Consider the following 24863-nt stretch of genomic DNA (forward strand, 5'->3'; position numbering starts at 1 on the left):
AACAAAGTTTCAAAATATATAATACGAGGGGATTGGGATATGAAGAATAAGTGGAAAAAGCTAGGCACGGCGACACTTTTATTATCAATTACATTGGCAGGTTGTGGAACAGCCAAGAGTTCAGAATCTAAAGAACAAAGTTTTAGCGTTATGGAGCAGTCGGATTTACTATCGATTGATAGCTCTAAGTCCATTGATTTAACCTCCTTCAACATGATTAATAACAGTCAAGAAGGATTGTATCGAGTTGCCAAGGGAAACAAGGTAGTTGCAGGATTGGCAGAAAAGGTTGTTAAACCTACCAACAATGGGAAAACGTACACGTTTAAATTGCGTAAAGGTTTGAAATGGAGTAATGGGGATGCTTTAACCGCCAAAGATTTTGTTTATTCATGGCGGCGAACGGTTAATCCAGATACGAAGGCTGGGTATGCCTATATCATGGATAATGTGAAAAATGCGACGGCAATTAATGCTGGGAAGATGAAGCCAAGCAAGTTGGGGATCAAGGCTTTAGATAAACGAACTGTCCAGGTCACTCTAACGCAAGCAACACCATACTTTAAGTATCTGATGGCGTTTGGAACGTTTTTCCCACAGGATCAAAAAGCAGTTGAAAAGTATGGCTCAAAGTACGGAACTGCCAGCAAATACATGGTTTACAGTGGTCCGTTTAAGATGGAAGGTTGGAGTGGCACCAATATGAGTTGGAAGTTAGTTAAGAACGATAAATATTGGGATAAGAAGAACGTGGCCTTAAGTAAAATTCCAGTAAAAGTTGTGAAGGATCCTAATACAGCCTTGAACCTTTATCAAGGGGGCAAATTGGATGATGCCTTACTATCCGGTGAGCAAGCTACGCAAGAGAAGAATAATAAGGCCTTCGTGAAGTATTCGGAAGGGCAAACTGCTTATCTTGCCATGAACTTCAAGAAGGGTAAATCGACAGCTAATGTGAATGCGCGGAAGGCAATCTCCTTAGTTATCAATCGAAAGACGTTAACCTCTAAAGTTTTGGCAGATGGTTCTACACCAGCAACCGGATTTATGCCAGCTAACTTTGTTAAAAATCCAAAAACTGGCACAGATTTCACTAAAGATGCCAGCAACTCAGAAGCCGTTGAATATAATGTTGCTAAAGCTAAAGCGTACTGGAAGACAGCCCTTAAGGAAACCGGCAAAACTAAGATGAACTTTACCTTGGTGGTTAGTGATGATGATTCCCAGAAGAAAGTTGCTGAATCTGTTCAAAGTGCTGTTGAACAGAATTTGCCCGGGGCCACAGTTACGCTGCGGTCATTGCCTACCAAGGGTGCTCAAAGTGCAGAGCTTAGTGGCAATTTCGATATGGCCGTTGTCCGCTGGATCGGTGATTACACGGATCCCCTGACATTCGCTCAATTGGAAACCACAGGGAATACGTATAACTATGGAAGCTTCTCTAACAAGACTTATGATAGTTTGGTAGCTGCCACAAATGGTAAGGATTCTAATAACGAACAGAAACGCTACGAAGATTTTGTTAAAGCTGAGAAACTTTTGATGGACCAAGAAGCCGTTGTGCCACTTTATCAAGCGGTCCAAACGCAATTGGTAAATCAAAAAGTTAAAGGCGTTGTGTTCCATCCAACTGGTGCCCCTTATGATTATAAATGGGTGCACGTTGAAAAATAGGTAGCAAAAAAGAGCTAATCCCGTGAGGTTAGCTCTTTTAGTTTGAACAATTTTTAGAGGTTCTTATCCATATTAAATGTTAATTTTGAAAGGGTTAGCCCTTCTGTTAACAAGTGGTAGAACAAGGACATGGTGCGTTTCTTCATTGCGGCAACTGTTTCGTGGTTAGCATTTGTCAAATACTCAGTGAGTTTTTCACCAGAATAGTTGGCTGCTTTTTTGTCAGTAGCGGCTACCAAACCACGTAATTGTTCTTGAGAAGCCGTGATATAGTCGGTATCTTCTTGAACAAACTTGTTGTAATGACCTTCCACAACTGAGGAAAGGGCCCGATACATCCAATAAGCATCGTCCAAGTTCATAGTTTCTGAAGTGTCACTGTAGCTTGGGTCCGTGTCTGTTGCGTTATTGTAGAACGGTACGTAAGGACAAAAAGCTGGGACACCAAAGTTTAACCAGAAAATCGCAGAGAGTTCTTCAGGCACATTGTTGCGAATCTGCAAAACATGTGAGTTTTGAGTCCGGTTCATGGAGATTGGTCGGAACTTCAAGCGATCTTTGTCATCAGCATGGCCAAATGGATCGTAAGGAGTTTCGTTGTAGTGGGAGCTCAAAATGTAACTCACATCTTCAACAGAAATCTTGTGTTCTGTATGGCAGATAAAAGGTAATTCAGGAGATTGAGGATCTTGTTCGATCTCTGGATTCAAGTAATGTTGACCAAACCAAACACGTGGGGTGTTGTAGTGGCGGTCTTTTTCATTTGAAGTACCGAAAATATGACGGAAGTTCCAGCCAGTTTTATCAGGATTTAAATGATTAGTTTCAACGAATTTTTGAATATTTTCTGACCACATAAAGTTGTCAGGATCATTGAAATCAATTTGCTGAATGGCAACTTGATTAGCTGCAACAGCGTAGGCATCATCAGGGATGCGTTGGGCAACCCATTGATGACCAGTGACAATTTCCATGTACCAAACATCGTGTTTGTCACTGAAAATGACCCCGTTACCTTCAGGAGAACCATATTTGGCAATTAATTTACCTAAATAAGCAACGCCGTCTTTGGCAGAGTTAATATATGGTAAAACCATGGTTGGCATGCTGTCTTCAGCTAAGCCATCAACAACAAAAGGATCGTAAGCTAATGATTTAGGATTACCGTAAACACTTTCGGTTGCACTCATAGCGACATTTTTTTCATTAAAGCCACTTTCGTCATAGATCCCATCTTTATCAGGGTTGATATTAGGTACGGCACTGTGACGATAGCCATTGCTTGGTAATTTGGCAGTGAAGCCATTCTGTGATGAAGTAATGGTTTCATTGACATCGTGTTCTGCGGGATGCATATAGAAACGATGAGGTGCGACTGGCAAAAATGTGTCATCATTGCGGGCAATCATTGTTGATCCGTCAATGGAAGCATTTTTACCGACTAAAACAGTTGTACAAGCTTTTTCAATCAATGTAAAAACTCCCTTTATATATATTTGATAAACCCATTCTACCCCAAATTAAAAAAGACTTCATGAGTGACAAGTTAAAGAGCTGTGTGGAGAATGATGGCTTACATTAAAGCGGTACCATTACGATTGGATTTTTGAATAAATAGAGAATTGATTATAAGTTTCAGGTAGGCAAGGAAGAATAATATGAAAAATGGTAAAATTAGTCATAAAAGTGGGAAAGGAGTTGTTTTTTGTGAATGTTCAACGTGCAAATAGCTTTTTCATTAGTAGCATTGTCTTCTCACTAGTTATATCTTCTATTTTTCCAAGCACATGGGTTAAAATCCTTTTAACGATATTTGTAGTATTAGCTCTAATCAATACGCTGTGGGTGGATCAAAAGAAAAAGAAATAAATTAATTTTGTTTAATCTTGAATATGTAAAGTTTATAAATATGGGGGAAAATATCAATGTCAGAATATTTTAAAGGATTGTTCAAAAGAACACCAAAGGAATGGGCAATTATATTAGGAACAGGAATCGTGTTGGCCCTTTTGGAGGTTTTTGTTTTTTCAAAAAGTACTGTCTTGCCATTCGTTCTTTTCATTCTCTGGTGCTTGCTCATAGATTATATTGATGCTCGGGGCAAAAAAAGCAAAGAAAAATAATGCCTGATGATTTTAAGTAAATTGCTATCAAGCATAAGGACAAAATTCATTACCATAGGCAGGTTTTTAAGGCAGGTTTTTAAAAATGGAAAAAGTGCAAAAAGCGTTAATTAATCTTCTCAATATGGGATTACAAGATGATAATGTATCAGATGACTGGAATTATGATGTTGAAGAAGATGGACATCTTCATATTTTCGTGGCCAAGGTAACTACTGCGTTCTTTATTTTAAGTTTAATAGGTAATATGGCTGTAGAATTCACTGTCTCGTACTCTTATGATCCCGATGATATGGAACATGTTCTGCAAAATGTTTCTAAAGATGAACCTATTGAGATAGATATCAGTGCAATTCCGAAAAAGGTCATGGCATTCTATAAACGATGTTAGTAAGGATAGTTTTTCGCAAATTGTCAGAATCACTTTTAGTTGCTTTGTGTGCTATTTTATATGAAGATAAATACAGAAATGGAGTGATCGATAATGTTATTTTCACAATTAGTATTAGGATACGGCGGTTTAACGCATATTCCGTTTCCCCGAACCACAGCTAAAATTTTGGCACTTTTGATCATTGTCATTGGTGGCTATCTTTATAAGTGGTGGCAGAATCGCTGATGAGTTCGATGAAAATTACGCTAAAAGAGTTATACACAATTATGAATACGCATATGGGTCCACAGGTTTGGCTGCAGGATGGAACTGATTGGGCTGAATCACCCTGGGAAGTCATATATGGGGCAATTCTGGTTCAAAATACCAATTGGAAAAATGTGGCGCCCAGTTTGCTTAAACTGAAAAAGGCAACCAATTTTGATCCGAAACGGGTAGAGAACCTTTCATTAGAAGAGCTGACTGATCTGATTCGAACCAGTGGGTTTTATACACGAAAAACGCAAACCATTTACAATGTTTGTCACTGGCTAGAAAAATATCAGTTTGAACTTCCTAAAATCAAGTCTGAACCCCAGACTAAATTACGCCATGAATTAGTCAGTTTAAAGGGAATTGGCAATGAAACGGCCGATTATATTTTAATGTATGTGTTCGACAAACCTAGTTTCATGGTAGATGCTTATTCTCGCCGTTTATTTGGCTGGCTTGGCTGTCAATTACCTAGTCAGTATTTACAGGCGCAAACCTTGATTGAATCTCAGTTGGACTTTAATTTATCTGAATGGCAGAATTTTCATGCGTTAATTGTAAATTATGGAAAAGATGTCAAAAAGCCAGCTGACTTTGAATTAAGTTTTCTGGGAGAATATGCCGGTCAGCTTAAACTTACCTAAAGGTTGAAAGTACACAAACGACTTCAGTTACTGCTATTAAATGGTTTGCTCCACCGAAATTAAGTTAATTGCCGTTCTGCGGCTCACTTGGCCTGGAACGGGGTGGGCACGATTTGAAGCCAAGCAGGTCACTTGTCTTCAAATAGCTCGATGACCACGTCCATAACAACTTTTGTGCTAAATATAATTAGTTTTAATACCTGATTCAGTCTGGAAGCAAATGGGCCCAGTAGTGTCGTTTATCTTAACGATTTTCGTTTAGATAAAGGCCGAGCTTAGAGACGCGTTTTTCGGCTCTAAGTCGTGCCCACTACGTTCCGGCCCAGATTTGCTGGAAGACGGTATTTTAATCTAATTTTGTTATCATGAACGTTTTTGTATCAAGCAATTGGATGCAATTTTGTACTTTCAACCTTTAGAAGCTTACTTAGAAATTAATAGCTGGTAGGGCGCAAGTAAGCGACTTTTTAAAATGATCCTTGAGACTTCTGCGGGAGTTTCGGGATCTTTTTTTTGTAGCCAATAATAGATAATATTTAGTAAACTTTGTAAAACAATTTCGTGTGCATAATCTTCTGGCAATTCTTTGGTGGAAATGCTGCTTACTGCGAATAGTTCTTTGTCGACTAGTTCTTTAATTGCGTCCAAAAAAAGAGGATCACCTTTGGATGAAGTAAGGGCCCGAATGGATTCTCGTTGCGCATATACATAATCCAGTGACTGCAAAATATAGCGATAAGGAGAATTTAGAATTTCAACTAGTTGTTTGGAAGAATGCTCACCAGTATTGTGCGTTTTAGTTATGTCAGTTGCCATCCGCTGTTTAATATTTTGAAGAAGATTACGTTCAATTTTATTAAGTAAATCATATTTATCAACATAGTGAATATAAAAAGTTCCTCGGCCAATCTGTGCTTCACGGGTAATATCAGTAATTCTGATGTTATTGAATCCCATTTCTGTCACAAGCTTGATGAAGGCTTTTTGAATGCTTGCTTCAGTTTGTTGATTACGAATATCTGTTTTCATAGCTCCTCCTAATTTTATGAACACTCTGTTCAAAAATGACCATTGAATTTCATGGTTACAGGCCCTATTATAGAGAACGTTATAAAAATAATCAACACGGTGTTCATGAAAAAGAGGAAAGTAATATGATCAAAGCAGAATGGAAATACATCAAAACACACTCATTTGTCATGATTGTGCTAGCGGTATTAATTTTGATACCATCGTTGTATGGCGTGATCTTTTTGAGTTCTATGTGGGATCCATATGGAAAGATTAAAGATTTACCGGTAGCCGTGGTTAATGAGGATCAGCCAGTAAATTATCAAAATAATAAATTGGCCGTTGGAAAACAGTTAAAATCAAATCTTGAAAAATCTAATGCACTAGATTTTCATTTTCCAAGTAAAAAGAATGCCGAAAAGGGCCTTCATAGTGGCAAGTATTATATGGTAATGACCATTCCCCATGGCTTTTCTAAAAATGCTACCACGTTGCTAAATAATTCGCCGAAGAAAATGAAGCTTAATTATGAAACGAGTGCCGGGCATAGTTTTATTGCCGCGAAGTTTTCTGAATCGGCTGCTAAATCAATGCAAGATACCGTTTCTAATAAGGTAACAAAGATTTACGCCCAAACGATGTTCCAGGAAGTTGGACAAATGGGTACGGGAATGGGTAAAGCAGCAAAAGGAAGTAAGAAGCTTACCCAAGGTGCCGAAAAGCTGGCAACTGCTGATGGCGAGATTAATGGTAATTTACAAAAGTTAGCGAGCAGTACCTTGACCTTCCAAAGTGGTGCTCAGAAGGTATCTCAAGGAATCGGCCAATATGTAGGCGGCGTTTCAGAAGTAAATACTAATGAACAAAAAGTAAATAATGGTATTCAACAACTTAGTACTTCGGTGGCTCCCCTAGCGACTGGGGTGACGAAACTTGATAATGGTGCGCAAACCGTGAATACGGGAGTTGGCCAATATACAGGAGCTGTAAGTCAGTTAAATACTGGGGCCACTTCACTGACAGGTGGGCTACAAACTGCAAGTAATGGTGTGGACTCTTTATCAAGCGCAACCGGGAAATTAGCTAACGGTGAAAACCAGATAAATAGTGCCACAGGTGAATTGCAGAGTGGTAGTGCTGAAATTACGGCCAATTTGAACAAATTAAGTTCTGGAATTTCTGGTCAGAACACCAACTTAAATGAAGTTAAATCTGGTTTAACCCAGCTTAAGGGCCAAATGAATAAGTTAAGTGGCCAGACAACTAGTGCAAGTTCACAGGCAGCAATGACGCAAGTTAAACAACAGATGGCAACTTTGCAAAGCGACGTTTCATCTATGGATAAATCACAAACACAGTCGAGCAGTAATAATAATGTTCAACAAAAAGTTGCGGCTGCTGCCGATGCCCAACATTTAACTGCCGCCCAGAAGAAGGCCGTTGTTGATGCTGCTGCAGGAAGTAATGCGACAAGTAATAATAGTAGCTCAACTGCGAAATTATCAAAAGATCTCCAAGGCTTGTCAACTGAGTTAAATACTTTGAGCACGCAACAGAGCAGTTTGAAAGGAATTAAATCACAAGTTAGCTCCGTTGATCAGGTGTCTGACGGCGCAATTGCTGCGATCAATAGTTTCCAGAAGGTTGGCACACAAGTCGGGGCTCTTGGAACGGCGTCACAAAAAGTTACGAACGGCTTAGATAAAGTTTCAACGAATTCACAGAAAATTAATTCAGGCTTAAATGAAGTTCAAAATAAATTGCCAGAATTAAATAGCGGCTTAACGCAACTGACAAACGGCTCAGACAAACTTTCAAATGGATTGAACCAGTTGAATAGTAAGAGTGGTACGTTAAGTTCAGGAACAAGTCAACTTGCTAATGGCATGGCAAGTATGGATGCTAAAATACCAACGTTGACCAACGGGGTTACTACTTTGAGCAAGGGCAGTAACCAACTTGCTAGTGGCACGGCAACCTTGGCTTCAAAAGGTGGCCAATTACAAAGTGGGATGAATCAGTTAGGTTCAGGTGCTTCCCAAATTAGTAGTGGTGCTGGGAAGCTCGCCACTGGATCCAAACAGCTTGGAACTGGCATTAATTCCGTGAAAAATGGGAATAATAAGTTAACTGGTTCATTACAGTCGGCAAGCGATAAGGTTAGTGACATAAAACCTAATCAAAAGACGTATAATCAGTTTGCCAAACCAGTTTCAGCGCATCATAAGGATCATGATAAGGTTCCAAATAACGGAACTGGGATGGCTCCTTACATGATGACCGTTGCTTTGTTCGTCGGCGCTTTGACATTGAATCTAATGTACGATACTTACACACCACGGAGATTCCCTCGTTCTGGAACTTCTTGGTGGGCAAGTAAGATGAGTGTGCTGGGGGTTGCTTCAGTACTTGAATCAACTTTAATGTATGTCCTCCTTTTGGTAGTCGATCATATGGCACCACTTCAAGCAACTAAGACATACGGTGTATTGCTCCTAATTGGATTGGCATTTGTGGCGTTAGTCACGTGGGCCAACCTGTTCTTTGGAAGGATTGGGGCGTTCTTCACGCTGATATTCTTGATTCTGCAACTGAGCGGTTCAGCGGGGACCTATCCAATTCAACTTTCAAATGGATTCTTTGAAGCAATTCATCCTTATCTACCAATGACTTATGCGATTCATGCACTACGAGAAACGCTAATGATTGGTGGTAGCGTTCGAAATGATGTCCTTGTCTTGTTGGGAATTGCCATTGTGTTTAATATTTTGATTATTTGGTTCTTCTCTATTAGACGGGGACGTTTAAAGACGATCGATTTCGATGATCCAAAACAAGTTGCGGGGACGCAAAGTAAATTAGCTGCAAAAATGGCAGAACAAGAAGACTGATTTTTGCATAAAATGCTGAATAAAAGCATTGATAGTGATTAAAAGCCATCATTAATGCTTTTTTTGTGCATAAATAATTAAAAACTCCTTGACTTAGAAACCTAACGTGGTAATATACAGATATTGAATATTTATTCTATTTAATCGGCAAAACATGAATATTAATACTACGGGGAGTAATAAATATGAAAAAACAAATTTTAGCAATGGGAGCCATTTTATTTTCAGGAATTTTATTCGCGGGATGTTCTTCCACCAAAGCAAGTAACAACACAGAAGCGATGAACGTGACGTTGGCTGGCAATCCAGCCACTGCTGATCCAAATAAAGGCGGCGATACGAATAGTGGCAGCCTCTTTGCACAAACAGATGAAGGATTGTATAAATTAGACAAAAATAACAAGGTGGTTGCGGGAGCGGCCACTAAAGTTGTGAAGCCAACTAATGGTGGAAAGACTTACACATTTACAATTAAAAAGAACGCCAAATGGTCAAACGGTAAAGCAATTACGGCCCAAGACTTTGCCACTTCTTTCCAACGACAGGTTAATCCAAGTACAAAATCACAAGTGGCCAATTTATTGACCTATGTGAAAAATTATCAGGCTGTTCAAGACGGTAAAGTGAAACCTTCTGCTTTGGGTGTCAAGGCCTTAAATAACCATACCTTACAGATTCAATTATCAAAACCAGAACCTTATTTAAAAACAGTCTTGGCGACATCTTTATACCCAGTTAACAGTGCCTATGTTCAAAAATATGGGGCTAATTATGGCAGTTCATCCAGCAAGGTTGTTTCTAGTGGGGCGTACAAACTAGTGGGCTGGAACGGTACTAAAGATACTTGGACATATGTGAAGAATCCTTATTATTGGAATGCTAAACAAGTTAAGTTAAGTAAAGTTGATGTTCAAGTTGTGAAAGACGATACAACGGGAACTAACCTATTTAAGGGTAACAAGGTTCAAGAAACAGCAATTTCCGGTCAAACCGTTAGCAAGTTTTCTAATTCAAGTAATTTAAATACGCATCTCATTTCACGAATGGCCTTTTTGGAATTTAACTACAAGAAATCAGCAACTAGCAACGAAAACCTTTCTAAAGCAATTAGTTTGATTTTAGATCGGAAAACGATGACTTCTAAAGTTTTAGCTGACGGTTCCGTACCGGCTCTTAACATGGTACCAAAGGGTGATGCAACGGATACTGCGAATGGCAAAGATTTTGCTGGCGAAGTTGGTAATTCACTTTCATATAATGTGAAGGATGCTCAAAAAGATTGGAAATTAGCTCAGAAACAATTGGGTAAGAAGAAGTTGACGTTAACCATGTTAGTGGATAATACCACCACTGATAAACAGGTCGGACAATATATTCAGGGACAGGCTCAAAAGTATTTAAAGGGTCTCGCAATTGATGTCAAAGCGATGCCCCATGCCCAACATATTGGCGTGGCTTCTAACGGTGGTTATGATATTAACTTGGATGGTTGGACAGGTGATAACCAAGATCCAGAAGAATTCCTGCAATTGGGGAATGGCGAAGATCCAGTTAACTTTACCAAGTGGAGTGATAAACACTACACCAAATTGATGAATGAAATTGATGATACAAATAATCACACAACTAGCGAACGGTGGACATTAATGCAAGAGGCAGACAAGTATTTGATGGCTAAACAAGGAATTGTGCCTCTTTATCAAAGTACTGCCAGCCACTTAGTTAGTAAAGATGTTCAAGGGCTGACGTACTCTAACCAGAGTGGTGATGCTTTGTATCAATACGCTTCAATCAAATAAATAAAACGAGGACAATAATATGACAGATAACGAAAAAATTAGTATCTTACAAAACTTGATTCAGATTCCATCCGTAAATGATCACGAAGAAAAAGTGGCAGACTACATTATTTCACTGTTTGAACCCTATTCAGATAAAGTTCAAATTAAAAAAGTGCCATTTGCAACTGGCCGAACAAATCTAGTGATTACGATGGGAAACCCCAGCGGAAAACATTTAGGCTTTTCTGGGCATATGGATGTGGTTGACCCTGGAAATCTTGATCATTGGGAACATGATCCCTTTGCTGGCGTTGTGGATGAAAAGGCCGACAAGTTGTTTGGCCGTGGTGCTTCTGATATGAAGAGCGGACTGGCAGCCGCCATCATTATCATGTTGGAAATGTTAGAAAGTGGAACTTCAATTGAAGGTCAAATTAAGTTGTTAGCCACCGTTGGCGAGGAAACCGGTGAATATGGCGCGCATGTTTTGACTCAGCAGGGTTATGCTGATGATTTGGATGGGTTAATTATTACAGAACCTCATATGGACGGCATTATCACGAGTTGCAAAGGGGTAATTGACTATCAAGTAACTTCAGTTGGGGTACCTGCTCACAGTTCTCGTCCAGATGAGGGTGTAAACGCCATTGACAATTTGATGCAGTTTTATCTGGCCGCTCAAAAGCTGATGAGTCAACATACTGAAGTAAATGCAAAACTCGGAAAGATGACGCATAGCATTGATATTATTGAGGGTGGCAAACAGGTTAATAGTGTGCCGGATTATGCAATGCTCAAAGGTAATATTCGTTCAATTCCAGAATATTCAAATGAGCAAATTTTCACCGACCTTCAGCAAGTTGTGGATGACTTAAATGCAAGTGATCCAAAAATGAAATTGGCAATTAAATTTATTTATCCAGAGGTGCCAATTGTCAATGGTGAGAATTCGCTAACCAAACTAGCCCAGAAGGTCAGCGGTAAGTATTTTGATAAAATTCTTCCTGTTGAAAGTTCATCAGGTGCCAATGATGGTTCGGAATTTGTTCAAGCAAAAAAAGATTTCCCAATTATCTTAGTTGGACCTGGAAATGGTTCTTCTCACGGTTATGATGAATATGTGGATATTTCTCAGTATCTAACCAGCATTGCCTACCTAAAGGATGTGGCTAGCCAGTTTGTTGGGGTATTGGCCTCTGTCTAAATTTAGATTCAGAGAACGTTTAGAAAAATAAATTCTAGACGTTTTTTTGTTGACTTTTTAGAACGTATGTTCGTATAATGAGGTGAAGAGGTGAAGAGGTGAAGAGGTGAAGAGGTGAGGACGATGAATTATGATCGAGAACCACATGGTTTGTTTTTTATGATTGATAATAAATCATTTTATGCCAGTGTTGAATCTGTCACCCGTGACGAAGATCCGTTGAAATCTGTTTTGGTTGTGATGTCAGAAGAAGACAACACCAATGGCGGTCTTATCTTAGCGGCCTCACCGCGGGCCAAAGAAATATTTGGAATTACCAATGTGTCACGTTGCCGAGATTTGCCGCAAGATGATCGCATAACAGCGGTGCCACCACGTATGAATTTGTACATAAAAAAGAATTTAGCAATCAATAAAATTTTTCTCCAGTTTGTGGCTGACGAAGACTGTTATCCATATTCAATTGATGAATCTATTTTGGATATGTCGAAGTCTTGGCGGTTATTTGGTCGGACTCCCTTAGAAGTAGCTAAACGAATTCAAACGGCGGTTCACGATAAATTAGGATTATGGACGACGGTTGGAATTGGTGAAAATCCAGTGCAGGCTAAGTTGGCCTTAGATTTGATTGCCAAACACGATGATGATCGGATGGGGGCCTTAACTTATGAGACTTTTCCAGAAAAAATATGGCCAATTACAGATTTGCAGTCTGTTTGGAGTATTGGTCGGCGAACGGCGGTACATCTAGAACGGGTTGGGATTCATAGTATGGATGATCTTGCCCATTCGAACCCGTATCAGTTGAAAGCCGAGTTTGGCATTATCGGGACGCAGCTTTTGGCATTAGCGTGGGGGATTGATCGTAGTCAGTTATCAAATTTGATTAAGCCGAGTGATAAAAGTTGGGGAAATTCCCAAGTTTTGGCTAGAGATTATGTCGTACAACGCGAAATTGAAACAGTCATCAAAGAAATTGGAAATCAAGTTGCTTCACGCATGCGGCATCACCATCAACAAGCTGGGTGTGTGAGTTTGATGATTGGATTTTCATATGTCAGTGCCGAGACTAGTGGTAAGAGTGGGTTTGCGCATTCTATGCGAATTGAGGTTACAGAAAGTTCGGATCAGATTAATCAATATTTAATTTACCTTTTCCGAAAAACATGGGATGGCGAGGGAATCCGTAACATTGCCGTTTCCCTTTCACACTTATCTTCAAATGAGGGATTGCAATTAAATTTGTTTATGAATCCTCATACGCAAATTAAGCATGATCTCATGACCCGAGTTTTGGATAAGGTCCATGATCAATTTGGGACTACGGCGCTTGTCCCGGCCAGTAGTTTATTGCATGGGGCAACGATGCTAGGCAGAGCATCCTTAGTGGGTGGTCATAATGGAGGAAATAGTTTTGATTGAAACCAGTGAACAAGCAGCCAAGTTAATTTTAGAAAGATTACAGAAAGATTTTTTACGGAAGTCACGCACAATTTATCAAATGTTAGTGGTTCGTGACCATTTTAGTCAGACGTTTAACTTTTTTCTGGAGATTAAGCCCAAGAATCAACGAGAAAAATCGATCCCTTTACACACCATCGAAAATTATGATTTAGCGTATTTAGAGAGTGTGATTCGTAATCTCCAAAAGAAAACTCAAATTACCATGCAGTTTAAAGGATTTCATGAATTAGTTTGGCCGGAAAGCCAGAATCGGATTTCAAAGGGATGATTTAATGATCATTAAACGGGTCGATGAATCTGTCACGGAACGATTTTTCAAAAATGATTATCATGATCGGGGTATGCTGAAATGGGGTGGATTTTTCCTATCGGATCATACCAGCGCCATTAAAAAAATGAAACAAGCTGAAGTTCCAGAAAAGCAACTTCCAGAACAATCACTCGAAAAAATTAGTCAGCGATTACAACAAGCATGGATTAATAAGCATTTCATACATATCCAGTTAAAATCTCTGTTAGACGGTGAAAAAGTGGATTCGTTGACAGGAACGGTAAGTGGTTATTATGAAGAAGAGATCATTCTGGCTGATTCTGAAGGTGAGTTACAAGCAGTAAAGCTTGAAGATATCCGAAATGTGCATGAACAAACTGGTTCGGTGGATTGGAAAAACTTAAATTCAAAGACATAAAAAAGTCCTTATCTGTTTTGAAAAGATAAGGACTTTATAGATTGTTTGGAGTTTTAACTGACCAACGTAAAGTTAATTGCTGTTCCAGCCCGAATTTGCTGGAAGACGGGATCTAAACTATTAACATTTTTATATTAAGTAGCTGCTTGAAATCCTGTACTTTCAACTTTTAGTTATTTATTACCAACGACGCGTAAACTTAACAACTGCTTCACAACGAGCTGTTTGCGGGAACATATCGATTGATTGAATGTAATCGATAATGTAGTCAGTGGTCAATTTAGTTAGGTCTCGGGCCAAGGTAGATGGGTTGCAAGAGATGTACACGAAGCGTTCTGGTTTGGCAGCAAGAATGGTTTCAATGAGCTTATCGTCTAGGCCGGTCCGTGGTGGATCAACAATCAATGCATCCGGATGAAAACCAGCCGCCATCCATTGTGAAACAAGGTCTTCAGCACGACCGACCTCATACGTAGCATTAGTGATGCCATTTAATTTGGCGTTCTCGTTGGCATCTTCAACGGATTCTGGAATGATGTCCATACCACGAACTTCTTTAACCTGGTCAGCCAAGGAGAGGCCAATGGTGCCGACTCCAGAATAGGCATCAACTAAGTTTTCATCGGAAGAAAGATCCAATGCTTTGCGAGCTTCTGCATATAATTTGGAAGTTTGAGAAGGATTCAACTGGTAAAAGGCCCGTGCGGATAAATTGAAGGTCAATCCATCTAATTTATCTTGAATAAACGTCTTACCGGCTAAACAAGTTGTGTCATCTCCCCAAACAAGGGAGGTTTTGCCTTTATTGACGTTTTGCATATAAGAAACAATTTCAAGAAAATCTTTTTGAAGTTCAGCAATCATTTCACGTTTATGGGGAAGCTTGGTAGAGTTGGTAATGAAAACCAACTGAGCTTCATTAGTTGCAACTGCCACCCGCACAACGATTGTTTTAACGATTCCGGAACCATGTTCTTCGTCGTAAATTGGCACGTCAAGTTCATCCAACAGGGCAACGACGCGACGCATAATTTTCATTGTGAGGGGATGTTGCACACTGCACGTTGGTAAATCAACGAGGTCATGACTCCCTTCCTTATAGAGGCCAGCAGCAACCTTACCATCTAATTTACGAATCTGGAATTGAGCCTTATTCCGATATTCATAGGGATTATCCATACCGATTGTTGGTAAAAGTTTGTAGTATTGATGACCGGCAGGACGGTACTTTTCAAGGGCCTGGCGAACAACATCACGCTTGAATTCCAGCTGAGCCGGATAGGCGAGGTGTTCTAATTCAAAACCACCCACTTCGTCAGCGTAGGCATCGCGTGGTTCCACCCGATTTTTACTTTTTTCACGAATGGTATGCAATTCAGCTGTCATATATCGAGGATGGACGGTAGTTACCGTTGCAGTCACAACTTCATCAGGCAAAGCTCCTTTGACAAAACAAATGGTGTGCTTGAAATAACCAATTCCTTCACCGTTAATGCCGAGGCGTTTGATAGTTAAAGGAATGCGTTGGCCAATTTCGATCGTGTCTTGCACAGAGGTCTTGGGCTGGTTCGATTTATGATAATTTTTTTTAAATTGTGGTTTGTAATTTTTGTTGTCGTTCATTGGAATTCCTTTCTGAATTAGAGTGAATAGCATGTGTAAAGCTATTCAACGCGCTTGACGGACTGACCATTATAATCTTGATAGTATAATTCTGAAACATCATAACTTTTAAAAATCTGTAACAGATCAAAGAAATCATCAACGACTTGCGATTGTTTAATTTCATAAGGATTCTTCCAGAAAACGTCGCCCTCGCTAGAAGCTTTCAGGGTTCCTTTGAATTGGTTGGTTCTAAATAGAAATACGATGTAACGAACATGGGGATCAGCCATAAACTGTTTGACCCCGATTAATTGTGGATTCTGAATTTCAAGGTGTGTTTCTTCATAAACCTCACGAATTGCGGATTCTACAAAGGATTCACCAGAGTTAACGTGGCCACCAGGAAACGTAATACCAGCCCAATTTTGATTGCGGCGGTCTTCAAGAAGCACTTTTTTCGAAGCGGGATCTTCAACCATGACAAGGGTTGTTAAAATCGTTTTTTCTGGCAAATGGACTTGTGACATGGGTATTATTCCTCCAACAATGATTTCATCCTCTATCATACCAGAAATTAGGGTTAAAAATTTATTTTTACAAAGCTCGATCGCTGTAATTTGGCGAAAAAGTGCGTATGATAATGGTGTAAAGATTAGGAGATGAACTAGTTGAAAAAAATTGGATTTATAGGAACTGGTGTGATGGGGACCGGAATTATTAAAAATATGCTGAAGGCTGGTTATTCGGTAACGGTATTTAATCGGACCAAAGCTCATGCCGATCCAGTCGTTGAAGCCGGCGCAACTTGGGCAGATTCTGCAAAAGCTGTCACCGAAGTTAGTGAGATTGTCTTCACAATGGTTGGTTTCCCGCCGGATGTTGAAGAGGTTTATTTTGGAAAAACCGGCATTTTTGCTGGCACTAAATCAGGGCAGATCGTGGTCGATATGACGACCAGTACCCCAACTTTAGCCAAGAAAATTAGTAAATATGGAACGGATAAGGGAACTCAAGTTCTCGATGCTCCTGTTTCAGGTGGTGATATTGGCGCCGCAAAGGGCACACTAACAATTATGGTTGGCGGAAATAAGGCTGCTTACGATAGTTTACAACCAATTTTTGATGTGATTGGCCAACAGACAAACTACTTTGGCGAAGCTGGAGCCGGACAGAACGCTAAGATGGCTAATCAAATCATGATTGCCGGCACAATGACCGGGATGAGTGAAATGTTAGTTTATGCTAATGCCGCTGGACTTGATTTACCAAAGGTTCTGCAAACTCTTGAAAGTGGTGGTGCTGATAATTGGAGTATGGAAAATTATGCACCTCGAATTCTTAAAAATGATTATACGCCAGGCTTTTTTGCAAAACATTTCTTGAAAGATCTACGTATTGCGTTAAATGAAGCTGATCGGATGCATATTAGTTTACCCGCGACAGATGCGGCCCGTAATTTGTATGCGCGGTTAGTCGATGAAAAACATTTAGGCAATGATGGTACTCAAGCACTTGTAAAACTTTGGTGGACAACCGGAAAATTACCAGATTGATTTGTTTTTTAAAGCTAAACTAGGTTACACTGAGTTCTGAAGTTAAATTCGGAGCAGGAGTCATATAAATGAAAACTAATCAAGTCTCAAAGGGTCGGAAGCTCTGGTTAACCTTTTTTCTTGGATTAATCAGTGCAACCGGTCCTTTATCGTTAGATATGTATTTACCAGCGTTACCAACTATGCAAGCAGCATTTCACACAAGTACCTCAGTTATTCAATTAAGTATTACTTTTTGTTTGATTGGGCTTGCTGTGGGGCAATTAATTGTGGGCCCGTTAAGTGATAAATTTGGGCGAAAAGTGCCACTTGCCATTGGTTTCGCGTTGTTTGCTTTAACCTCAGTTCTGATCATGCTAGTCCATTCGATTACCCTGTTCCTTGTGCTGCGGTTTATTCAAGGGCTGGCAGGATCAGCTGGGCAGGTTCTTTCACGGGCGGTGGCTTGCGATTTGTTTTCAGGCAAAGAATTAATCAAGTTTTTTTCTATCTTAATGGGTGTGAACGGCATCTTTCCAATCATTTCACCTATCATCGGCGGATTCTTATTGAACTTCATGAGTTGGCGTGGAATTTTTGGGTTCTTAACAGTGATTGGCGTTTTAGTCGTGTTCGGCATTTGGCTGACGTTAGATGAAACCTTGCCCCAAAGCTCACGAAGTACACAAGGCGTTCTTCAGAGCTTTAGATCATTAGGATCCGTGTTCAAACAAAGAGAATTTATCTTAATCGCACTCATTCAAGGGCTCGTTTTTGGCGCTTTATTTAGTTATATTTCGGCTTCATCGTTTGTTTTTCAGAATTTCTTTCGCTTAACTGCCCAACAATTTAGCTTACTATACGCCCTGAATGGACTAGGCATCATCATTGGTAATAATATTCCGGCCTACTTGACCAACAAACTTTCTGGTCGGCAAGTATTAAGCTTGGCGTTAATTTTGGGATCGGTATCCGGGGTAATTATGGTCGGTAGTTTATTGTTAACCCCGAATATTTTGTTGGTGGCTGTCCCATTGTTTGTGGTGGTAATCTGTATTGGCATAGTTAATACGATTGCGACCTCGATTGCAATGAGCAGTCAAAGCACTAACACTGGGAGTGCTTCGGCAGTTTTAGGCCTTTTAATGAACATTGTGGGTGGTATATTTACGCCGTTAGCTGGCGCACTTGGCAATCGTAGTTATGCACCAATGGCCGTTTTGATCTTAATTAGTGAGTTAGGAGCGCTAGGATTATTTGGCATTCTAACAAAACTCGAGGGAAAGAAACAAAACCAGTAATTATGGCCTTTGTGAACTTAATTTTAACTTCAAATTTTGAACTAATTGTAGTACAATTAAGTTAAAAGCGGGGTGGACAATATGGCAAAAGATATTAAAGCAGATGAATACATAACAGGCTCTGAAGTTGTTAATAAAGTAGACCGAATTGGTAGTTTAGCAACTTTAGGTAATTGGGCTAAAGAAATGGAACGAATGGGCCATAAGTTCCAACATGATGGTCGAGGACGTCGGATTTATTCCGAAGATGATATGAAGCTCTTGCAACAAATGAATGATTTGTTGGGAGATCGGCATACATTAAAACAAGCTGTCGATGTAACTTTGGGACTTACAGACAAAGAAGCAGCCGAAAAAAGTAAAAAGGCAGATACGAAGTCACCAGCCGTAGTTGATACAAAGATGTTTGAAGCTCAGAATAAGGATTTGTCTGAGATCAAAGAAATGTTGGCTCAAGTGGTTAAACAAAACCAACAGTATCATGACGAAAATGTGAAATTACAAACTCAGATTTCTGAATTGACTGATGTCACTAAGAAGAACGCACAATTGCTACAAGAACCACCAAAAAAGAAATCGTGGTGGCAACGGCATTTCGGTTCTGATGAAACAGATGAAGCCTAATAAATAAAGCATTTGGAATAGTCCAGCGGCTAAATTCCAAATGCTTTTTGTTTTGTTAAAATTATTTTTTCTCACTAACGACATAAACAGGACGGTGTTTACTTTCCGAATAGATCCGGCCGACATAATTGCCAAGAATTCCCAAACAGAAAAGCTGAATTCCGCCAATGAAGAGGATGATTGCTGCCAACGAAGGCCAGCCAGCCGTTGTAGCACCAAAGAAAAGCGTCCGAATAATGATGAAAATAACGGCGATCACGGACACAACGCAAGCAAAAATTCCTATAAAACTAGCGATTGCCAGCGGTGCTGTAGAGAAATCAATAATGGCTTCCAGTGAATATTCAAATAGTTGCCAAATTGACCAAGATGTATTACCGGCCACCCGTTCACGATTTTCAAAGTCTAAATATTTAGTTTTGAAACCAACCCAGCTGAAAATTCCCTTTGAGAAACGGTTTCTTTCGGGTAAATTCAAAACGGCATTGACCACTTTGCGGGTCATCACGCGATAATCCCGGGCATTAGGGACAATTTCAACTTTAGAAATTTTATTGATTAATTTGTAGAACATGTTTGAAAGGAATGACCGGAATGCTGGCTCTCCTTCACGACCAACGCGGCGAGTGCCAATTGCATCATACTCACCAGTATGTAGTTCACGAAGCATTTTTGGAAGTAATTCAGGAGGATCTTGCAAGTCAACATCCATCAAGCCCACAATTTCACCAGTTGCTGCTTCTAAGCCAGCAAGGATTGCAGATTCTTTCCCAAAGTTTCGAGAAAACGAAATATAATGCGCTGTTTCAGGATGTTGGGCATTGAGAGTTTTAAGTTCATTTAAGGTCGCGTCTGATGAACCATCATCAATGAACCAAAGTTCCAAAGTGTAATCTTTCATTTGAGGATCTTCAAAGACTTTAGTAATTGCTTTAAAGTAAATTGGCACGGATTCTTGTTCATTAAAACATGGGACGATCATTGATACAGTTTTCATTAGCTAAACTCCTCCTAGTTCTTTTAAATTATAACATCTCCTTCGGAAGTAAGTACAAAAAGTTCTCAATTCAATGACGACAAGATATAATGGAGTTAATAAAACGAAACGTTTGGAGATGGTAATATGACGGCAATTTTAGAGCTTCAAAATGTTGGATATCGAGCTCAAGAAAATCAAATTTTACAAGGAATTTCATTATCAGTAGGAGCTGAAGACTATTTGACAATTACAGGGCCCTCCGGTGGTGGTAAGAGCACCTTACTACGCGTCCTAGCGTCATTGCTCACCGCGACTGAAGGTAAAATTTTGTTTAAAGGACAAGATATTAGCGAAAAAGATCCAATTGAATATCGCCGGCAGGTGTCTTACTGTTTTCAACAACCTACGTTATTCGGGAGAACCGTGGCCGATAATTTAGACTTTCCCTTTCAAATCCGCAATGCTGATATTGACGTGGCCAAACAAAAATCGGCCCTTGAGTACGTTGGGTTACCAGAAAGTTATCTAAGTAAAAAGATTACGGAACTTTCTGGTGGTGAAAAACAACGAGTGGCGATGATTCGTAACATTATGTTTTCACCAGATGTCTTACTTTTAGACGAGGTGACGGCTGGTCTTGATGAAGCGAATAAGGACATTGTGCATAATTTAATTGAGCATTTTCATAAGGATCACCATGTCACAATCCTGGCGGTGACCCATGATGCAACTGAAATTGCACAGGCTAGTCACATAATCACCATTGTAAAAGGAAAGTTGGAGGTCACAAAATGAATCTTGATGTGAGTAATTGGTCATTAACCCTAGCAGGTTTGCTGGTTTTAGTTGCGATGTGGATTGGCTATCGGGAAAAGTTAGGAATTGATCGAGAAATTATTACGGCGGTTATTCGGGCCGTTATTCAACTTTTTGTGGTTGGCTATTTATTGAAATATGTATTTAGAGTAAATAATGTCTTTTTAACGTTAGTCATGATTCTAATTATCTTATTTAATGCTTCATGGAATGCGCAAAAACGGAGTAATGGAATGGCACATGCCTTACCGATCTCCTTTGTGGCTATTCTTGCAAGTACCGGCGTAACGTTGGGAGTTTTGATTCTATCAGGAGCCATTAAACTAATTCCATCGCAAGTGATTCCAATTTCTGGAATGATTGCAAGCAATTCGATGGTGGCGATTGGGCTGTGCTACCGCAGTATGAATACGAAATTTCGTGATCAGCGCCAAAGTGTTATGGAACGCCTGGCTTTGGGCGGAACGGTGCGTGATGCCTCGATTGGAATTCTTCGCGAAAGTATTAAAACGGGGATGGCGCCCACAATTGATTCAGCTAAAACAGGCGGGATTGTGAGTTTACCAGGAATGATGTCTGGACTTATTTTTGCTGGCGTCGATCCAGTTCGGGCAATTAAGTATCAAATCATGGTCACCTTTATGTTACTTTCAGCAACCAGTATTGGCTCCGTAATTGCCTGTTACTTGGCATATCGAAATTTTTACAATTCTCGAAAACAACTTAAAGACATGCCCAATAATGACTAACTAATAAAACTATGAGTAAAAAATTAGCAATTTGTGAAAACGCTCACTAACATCACAGGAAGCCCTTACAGTTCTCCGGTATAATAGACTTAAATAATCTAATAATATGGGGAGCTGGTTAAATTGGGAGACACGAGTACTAATACAAAGCAATTTCGTTGGTTTACAATTGCATTGATCGCGTTCAATACTGTTTGGGGATTTAACAATGTTGTGAATAACTATGCGCAACAAGGCGCGTCGGTTATCACATCATGGATTATCATTTTAGCGGTCTACTTTATTCCGTATACATTAATGGTAGGCCAGCTTGGATCGACCTTTCAAAAGAGTGGTGGTGGGGTTAGTTCTTGGATTGATGCCACTTCTACGCGAGGATTGGCTTACTTTGCAGCCTGGACATACTGGGTTGTGCATGTGCCATACTTAGCACAGAAGCCACAAAATATTTTAATCGCCATTAGTTGGGCGTTTACCGGAGCTGGAACCTACTTTAGTCATTTTTCAACAGCCATTTTTTCAATTTTATGTTTAATTGTTTTTCTATTTTTCATGTGGGTAGCTTCAAAGGGAATTACAACGCTTGGAGTCATTGCGACGTTTGCCGGAACCGCAACGTTTGTCATGTCGATTCTGTTTATTTTCCTGGCAATTGCGGCACCCCATTTACCAAACGTTACCGCAGCAACGCAGAACTTAACGCATGTGAAAACATATATTCCAAACTTTAATTTTAGCTATTTTACGACGTTATCGATGTTAGTCTTAGCGGTTGGTGGTTCTGAAAAGATCGCGCCATATGTTAACAAAACCAAAAATCCGTCCAAAGAATTTCCGCTTGGAATGATTGTGTTAGCTATCCTAGTGGGAGTTTGTGCAATTGCTGGATCCGTCGGCATGGCCATTTTATTCAACAGTAAGGCGATTCCTAAGGATTTGATGATGAACGGAGCTTACAGTGCCTTTCAGCGGCTGGGCCAGTATTATCATATCGGCAATGCTCTGATGATCACTTACGGATTAACCAATTCCATTGGTCAGATTGCGGCCTTGATTGTTTCGATTGATGCGCCACTACGAATTTTACTTTCAGGCCATAATGATGAATATGTTCCTAAGTCATTAATGAAACTCAACAAGCATGGGGTATTCATTAATGGTTACAAGATGACGGGAATTCTGGTTGGAATCTTGATTATCCTTCCTGGACTGGGAATTAAAAATATTCAACAGCTTTACAATTGGCTCTTAAACTTAAACTCAATTGTCATGCCGCTTCGTTACCTTTGGGTCTTCGTGGCCTTCATGCTTTTGAGCAAGCATATGAACAAATTTCATTCTGATTATATGTTTGTCAAAAATAAGACGATCGGCTGGTTACTTGGTTTCTGGTGCTTCATTTTTACCGCCTTCGTGTGTGTCTTAGGAATGGTTCCAAAGGTTAGCTTTTCTTCAGATCCTCACGGCTGGTTTTTACAATTAGGCTTAAACATTATTACCCCAATTGTGTTAATCGCATTAGGCTTTATCATGCCGATGATTGCACGTCGCGATAAAAATAAATAAGATTTTTAAATGAGTTTGGCCATTTAACGATGGGCAGGCTTTTTTTGTCAATCTACGCATTCGTTTTCTGGTAGAATGGGGTTATTGACACAGAAATGGAGACGATGAAACGTGAATAAAGTAACCAGTATGTGTACCTCAGTTTTAGTTGGAAAAAAGGCCAGTTTAGATGGTTCAACGATGATTGCTCGAAACGAGGATCGGTATTTGCCGATTCACCCGAAGAAGTTTTATATGCACCCTGCCGTTAAAGGTCAAAAAGTTGTTTTAAAGTCCAAATTAAATGGATTTGAAGCACCATTGCCTGCAGATGGTTATCGGTATACCGCTACTCCTGATGCGGATCCCAACAAGTTACACGAAGGTGTGAATGATGAAAGCGGCATTAATGAGAAAAACGTCGCCGTTAGTGCAACTGAAAGTACCTATGGCAATGAACGGACATTAGCCTATGATCCTTTGATTAAAGATGGCTTAGGTGAAGATTCGCTTGAAACGATGGTGCTTCCTTATGTGGATTCCGCGCAGGATGGAGTCAAACGCCTTGGGGATCTGATTGCTAAATATGGGTCGAACGCTGGAAACAGTGTGCTTTTCAGTGATAAAGACAATGTTTGGTACATGGAAATCGTGACTGGTCATTACTGGGTGGCACAACGGATTCCAGATGATGCGTATGCGATAGCTGCCAATGAAGTTGCGATTCAGCAAGTTGATTTCAATGATCCTGATAATTTCATGTGGGCAGATGGCATTCAGGACTTTGTTGAGAAACATCATTTGAATGTGGATGCGCAAGGATGGAATTTCCGACATATTTTTGGCACGTTTAACGAAAAAGACCGCCATTACAACACGCCACGAGTTTGGTATGCACAGAAATTTTTGAATCCTGAAATTGAACAGGAACCAGAATCTGGTGAGCTTCCCTTTATCTGTCATACAACGCACAAGATTTCGGTCGAAGATGTCGAATTCATTTTAGGTTCCCACTATAACGAAACTCAATATGATCCATTGGCACCTGGCGAGAGTGCCGACAAGTATCGATACCGTCCAATTTCCATGAATAGAACGCAAAATTCACATGTTCTGCAAATTCGGAATAATGTGCCAGCTGAACAAGCGGCCATTTACTGGTTGAACTTTGGGGTGCCATCTTTCAGTCCTTACGTACCGTTTTACAGTAATGCGACCGATACAGATGATAGCTACAAGAATACAGCCATGAGTTTCAACTTTAGTGACGCTTACTGGATGTACCGCACATTATCGATGATGGTCGAAAGTCATTATCCGCAATTTGTCCAAAACTCACGTGATTACTTAACTGCCATTCGCGAAACACAACGCCGTTATTTGGAAAATACTGATAATAAAGCTCGTGATTTAACAGGATCAGCCTTATCGGATTATTTAACTGAGCAGAATAAGGTTTTGGTTACTGAAATGCGTAAACAAACCGTTGATTTCATAGGGAGTTTGGTTGTGCAGGGCGCTGGATTATCTAAATTGACGTTTAATATGGATAAGAATTTAGGGTCTACACTTTCTGGTATTGGTG

The 24863-nt window shown here is 39.9% G+C and carries 23 protein-coding genes; 18 read left to right on the forward strand and 5 right to left on the reverse strand.

Annotation, left to right across the window (positions count from 1 at the left end; all coding sequences use genetic code 11):
* Positions 1-39: 39 nt before the first annotated feature.
* Positions 40-1674: a peptide ABC transporter substrate-binding protein gene (locus IV84_RS04335; protein WP_056986165.1), complete on the forward strand. Its 1635-nt coding sequence runs from the start codon at positions 40-42 to the stop codon at positions 1672-1674.
* Positions 1675-1727: 53 nt separating this feature from the next.
* On the opposite strand, the gene IV84_RS04340 is transcribed toward IV84_RS04335, so the two are convergent.
* The gene (locus IV84_RS04340) at positions 1728-3146 is read right to left on the reverse strand and encodes a C69 family dipeptidase (RefSeq protein WP_046871890.1); all 1419 of its coding nucleotides are present in this window, start codon (positions 3144-3146) and stop codon (positions 1728-1730) included.
* A 453-nt stretch (positions 3147-3599) separates the two neighbouring features.
* Here IV84_RS04340 and IV84_RS04350 point away from each other — a divergent pair, with 453 nt between their 5' ends.
* The 4 genes from IV84_RS04350 (at position 3600) to IV84_RS04360 (ending at position 5087) form a co-directional block, all read left to right on the forward strand.
* Positions 3600-3797 carry a hypothetical protein gene (locus IV84_RS04350; protein ID WP_046871888.1) on the forward strand — a complete coding sequence of 66 codons (198 nt, stop codon included), beginning with the start codon at positions 3600-3602 and terminating at the stop codon, positions 3795-3797.
* A gap of 85 nt (positions 3798-3882) precedes the next feature.
* On the forward strand, positions 3883-4188 hold the full coding sequence (locus tag IV84_RS04355; protein WP_046871887.1) for a hypothetical protein: 306 nt from the start codon (positions 3883-3885) through the stop codon (positions 4186-4188).
* A gap of 93 nt (positions 4189-4281) precedes the next feature.
* Positions 4282-4416 (forward strand): hypothetical protein, encoded by a 135-nt coding sequence (locus tag IV84_RS11305; protein ID WP_257722202.1) that lies wholly within the window; start codon positions 4282-4284, stop codon positions 4414-4416.
* On the forward strand, positions 4416-5087 hold the full coding sequence (locus IV84_RS04360) for an endonuclease III domain-containing protein (RefSeq protein WP_226997406.1): 672 nt from the start codon (positions 4416-4418) through the stop codon (positions 5085-5087). The genes IV84_RS11305 and IV84_RS04360 overlap by 1 nt, the downstream gene beginning before the upstream one ends.
* Before the next feature lie 423 nt (positions 5088-5510).
* On the opposite strand, the gene IV84_RS04365 is transcribed toward IV84_RS04360, so the two are convergent.
* Positions 5511-6116 carry a TetR/AcrR family transcriptional regulator C-terminal domain-containing protein gene (locus IV84_RS04365; RefSeq protein WP_046871886.1) on the reverse strand — a complete coding sequence of 202 codons (606 nt, stop codon included), beginning with the start codon at positions 6114-6116 and terminating at the stop codon, positions 5511-5513.
* Between the two features lie 125 nt (positions 6117-6241).
* Between IV84_RS04365 and IV84_RS04370 the strand changes: the two genes are divergently transcribed.
* The 6 genes from IV84_RS04370 (at position 6242) to IV84_RS04395 (ending at position 14127) form a co-directional block, all read left to right on the forward strand.
* On the forward strand, positions 6242-8989 hold the full coding sequence (locus IV84_RS04370; RefSeq protein WP_056986167.1) for a YhgE/Pip domain-containing protein: 2748 nt from the start codon (positions 6242-6244) through the stop codon (positions 8987-8989).
* Between the two features lie 185 nt (positions 8990-9174).
* The gene (locus IV84_RS04375) at positions 9175-10788 is read left to right on the forward strand and encodes a peptide ABC transporter substrate-binding protein (protein ID WP_056986168.1); all 1614 of its coding nucleotides are present in this window, start codon (positions 9175-9177) and stop codon (positions 10786-10788) included.
* Between the two features lie 19 nt (positions 10789-10807).
* Positions 10808-11974 (forward strand): ArgE/DapE family deacylase, encoded by a 1167-nt coding sequence (locus IV84_RS04380; RefSeq protein WP_046871660.1) that lies wholly within the window; start codon positions 10808-10810, stop codon positions 11972-11974.
* Positions 11975-12097: 123 nt separating this feature from the next.
* A complete protein-coding gene (locus tag IV84_RS04385) occupies positions 12098-13396 on the forward strand; it encodes a Y-family DNA polymerase (protein WP_056986169.1) in 1299 nt (432 codons plus the stop codon).
* Positions 13389-13706 carry a hypothetical protein gene (locus IV84_RS04390; RefSeq protein WP_052694514.1) on the forward strand — a complete coding sequence of 106 codons (318 nt, stop codon included), beginning with the start codon at positions 13389-13391 and terminating at the stop codon, positions 13704-13706. The genes IV84_RS04385 and IV84_RS04390 overlap by 8 nt, the downstream gene beginning before the upstream one ends.
* Before the next feature lie 4 nt (positions 13707-13710).
* On the forward strand, positions 13711-14127 hold the full coding sequence (locus tag IV84_RS04395) for a YolD-like family protein (RefSeq protein WP_046871663.1): 417 nt from the start codon (positions 13711-13713) through the stop codon (positions 14125-14127).
* Between the two features lie 180 nt (positions 14128-14307).
* Here the strand turns inward: IV84_RS04395 and rlmD are convergent, their stop codons facing one another.
* Complete coding sequence (gene rlmD / locus IV84_RS04400) at positions 14308-15750, reverse strand: 23S rRNA (uracil(1939)-C(5))-methyltransferase RlmD (RefSeq protein WP_046871664.1); 1443 nt, start codon at positions 15748-15750, stop codon at positions 14308-14310.
* 41 nt (positions 15751-15791) lie between these two features.
* A complete protein-coding gene (locus tag IV84_RS04405; RefSeq protein WP_046871665.1) occupies positions 15792-16259 on the reverse strand; it encodes an 8-oxo-dGTP diphosphatase in 468 nt (155 codons plus the stop codon).
* 141 nt (positions 16260-16400) lie between these two features.
* On the opposite strand from IV84_RS04405, the gene IV84_RS04410 reads away from it, so the two are divergent.
* The 3 genes from IV84_RS04410 (at position 16401) to IV84_RS04420 (ending at position 19189) form a co-directional block, all read left to right on the forward strand.
* Complete coding sequence (locus IV84_RS04410) at positions 16401-17285, forward strand: NAD(P)-dependent oxidoreductase (RefSeq protein ID WP_080945535.1); 885 nt, start codon at positions 16401-16403, stop codon at positions 17283-17285.
* Positions 17286-17353: 68 nt separating this feature from the next.
* Positions 17354-18565, forward strand: a complete 1212-nt coding sequence (locus IV84_RS04415; protein ID WP_056986170.1) for a multidrug effflux MFS transporter — start codon at positions 17354-17356, stop codon at positions 18563-18565.
* 81 nt (positions 18566-18646) lie between these two features.
* The gene (locus IV84_RS04420; protein ID WP_046871667.1) at positions 18647-19189 is read left to right on the forward strand and encodes a MerR family transcriptional regulator; all 543 of its coding nucleotides are present in this window, start codon (positions 18647-18649) and stop codon (positions 19187-19189) included.
* A 61-nt stretch (positions 19190-19250) separates the two neighbouring features.
* Here IV84_RS04420 and IV84_RS04425 read toward each other — a convergent pair whose 3' ends face one another.
* The gene (locus IV84_RS04425) at positions 19251-20186 is read right to left on the reverse strand and encodes a glycosyltransferase family 2 protein (protein WP_046871668.1); all 936 of its coding nucleotides are present in this window, start codon (positions 20184-20186) and stop codon (positions 19251-19253) included.
* 126 nt (positions 20187-20312) lie between these two features.
* Here IV84_RS04425 and IV84_RS04430 point away from each other — a divergent pair, with 126 nt between their 5' ends.
* The 4 genes from IV84_RS04430 to IV84_RS04445 all read left to right on the forward strand — a co-directional run.
* Entirely contained in the window at positions 20313-20963 is a 651-nt protein-coding gene (locus IV84_RS04430) for an ABC transporter ATP-binding protein (protein ID WP_046871669.1), read from the forward strand.
* Positions 20960-21733, forward strand: a complete 774-nt coding sequence (locus IV84_RS04435) for an ABC transporter permease (protein ID WP_056986171.1) — start codon at positions 20960-20962, stop codon at positions 21731-21733. Before IV84_RS04430 ends, IV84_RS04435 begins: the two co-directional genes overlap by 4 nt.
* Before the next feature lie 123 nt (positions 21734-21856).
* Positions 21857-23299 (forward strand): APC family permease, encoded by a 1443-nt coding sequence (locus tag IV84_RS04440; RefSeq protein ID WP_046871671.1) that lies wholly within the window; start codon positions 21857-21859, stop codon positions 23297-23299.
* Between the two features lie 129 nt (positions 23300-23428).
* Positions 23429-24863: C69 family dipeptidase (locus IV84_RS04445; RefSeq protein WP_081036075.1), on the forward strand; the 1435-nt coding region annotated here is incomplete at its 3' end.

Origin of the sequence: Pediococcus damnosus, from assembly GCF_001437255.1 — a bacterium.
Taxonomy (GTDB): domain Bacteria; phylum Bacillota; class Bacilli; order Lactobacillales; family Lactobacillaceae; genus Pediococcus; species Pediococcus damnosus.

Bases quoted from the DNA above. Each gene is read 5' to 3' on its own strand.
- IV84_RS04415 (WP_056986170.1), top strand. From the start codon at position 17,354: ATGAAAACTAATCAAGTCTCAAAGGGTCGGAAGCTCTGGTTAACCTTT.
- IV84_RS04395 (WP_046871663.1), top strand. From the start codon at position 13,711: ATGATCATTAAACGGGTCGATGAATCTGTCACGGAACGATTTTTCAAA.
- IV84_RS04425 (WP_046871668.1), bottom strand. From the start codon at position 20,186: ATGAAAACTGTATCAATGATCGTCCCATGTTTTAATGAACAAGAATCC.
- IV84_RS04370 (WP_056986167.1), top strand. From the start codon at position 6,242: ATGATCAAAGCAGAATGGAAATACATCAAAACACACTCATTTGTCATG.
- IV84_RS04435 (WP_056986171.1), top strand. From the start codon at position 20,960: ATGAATCTTGATGTGAGTAATTGGTCATTAACCCTAGCAGGTTTGCTG.
- IV84_RS04335 (WP_056986165.1), top strand. From the start codon at position 40: ATGAAGAATAAGTGGAAAAAGCTAGGCACGGCGACACTTTTATTATCA.
- IV84_RS04430 (WP_046871669.1), top strand. From the start codon at position 20,313: ATGACGGCAATTTTAGAGCTTCAAAATGTTGGATATCGAGCTCAAGAA.
- rlmD (WP_046871664.1), bottom strand. From the start codon at position 15,750: ATGAACGACAACAAAAATTACAAACCACAATTTAAAAAAAATTATCAT.
- IV84_RS04365 (WP_046871886.1), bottom strand. From the start codon at position 6,116: ATGAAAACAGATATTCGTAATCAACAAACTGAAGCAAGCATTCAAAAA.
- IV84_RS11305 (WP_257722202.1), top strand. From the start codon at position 4,282: ATGTTATTTTCACAATTAGTATTAGGATACGGCGGTTTAACGCATATT.
- IV84_RS04420 (WP_046871667.1), top strand. From the start codon at position 18,647: ATGGCAAAAGATATTAAAGCAGATGAATACATAACAGGCTCTGAAGTT.
- IV84_RS04350 (WP_046871888.1), top strand. From the start codon at position 3,600: ATGTCAGAATATTTTAAAGGATTGTTCAAAAGAACACCAAAGGAATGG.
- IV84_RS04385 (WP_056986169.1), top strand. From the start codon at position 12,098: ATGAATTATGATCGAGAACCACATGGTTTGTTTTTTATGATTGATAAT.
- IV84_RS04355 (WP_046871887.1), top strand. From the start codon at position 3,883: ATGGAAAAAGTGCAAAAAGCGTTAATTAATCTTCTCAATATGGGATTA.
- IV84_RS04405 (WP_046871665.1), bottom strand. From the start codon at position 16,259: ATGTCACAAGTCCATTTGCCAGAAAAAACGATTTTAACAACCCTTGTC.
- IV84_RS04360 (WP_226997406.1), top strand. From the start codon at position 4,416: ATGAGTTCGATGAAAATTACGCTAAAAGAGTTATACACAATTATGAAT.
- IV84_RS04375 (WP_056986168.1), top strand. From the start codon at position 9,175: ATGAAAAAACAAATTTTAGCAATGGGAGCCATTTTATTTTCAGGAATT.
- IV84_RS04380 (WP_046871660.1), top strand. From the start codon at position 10,808: ATGACAGATAACGAAAAAATTAGTATCTTACAAAACTTGATTCAGATT.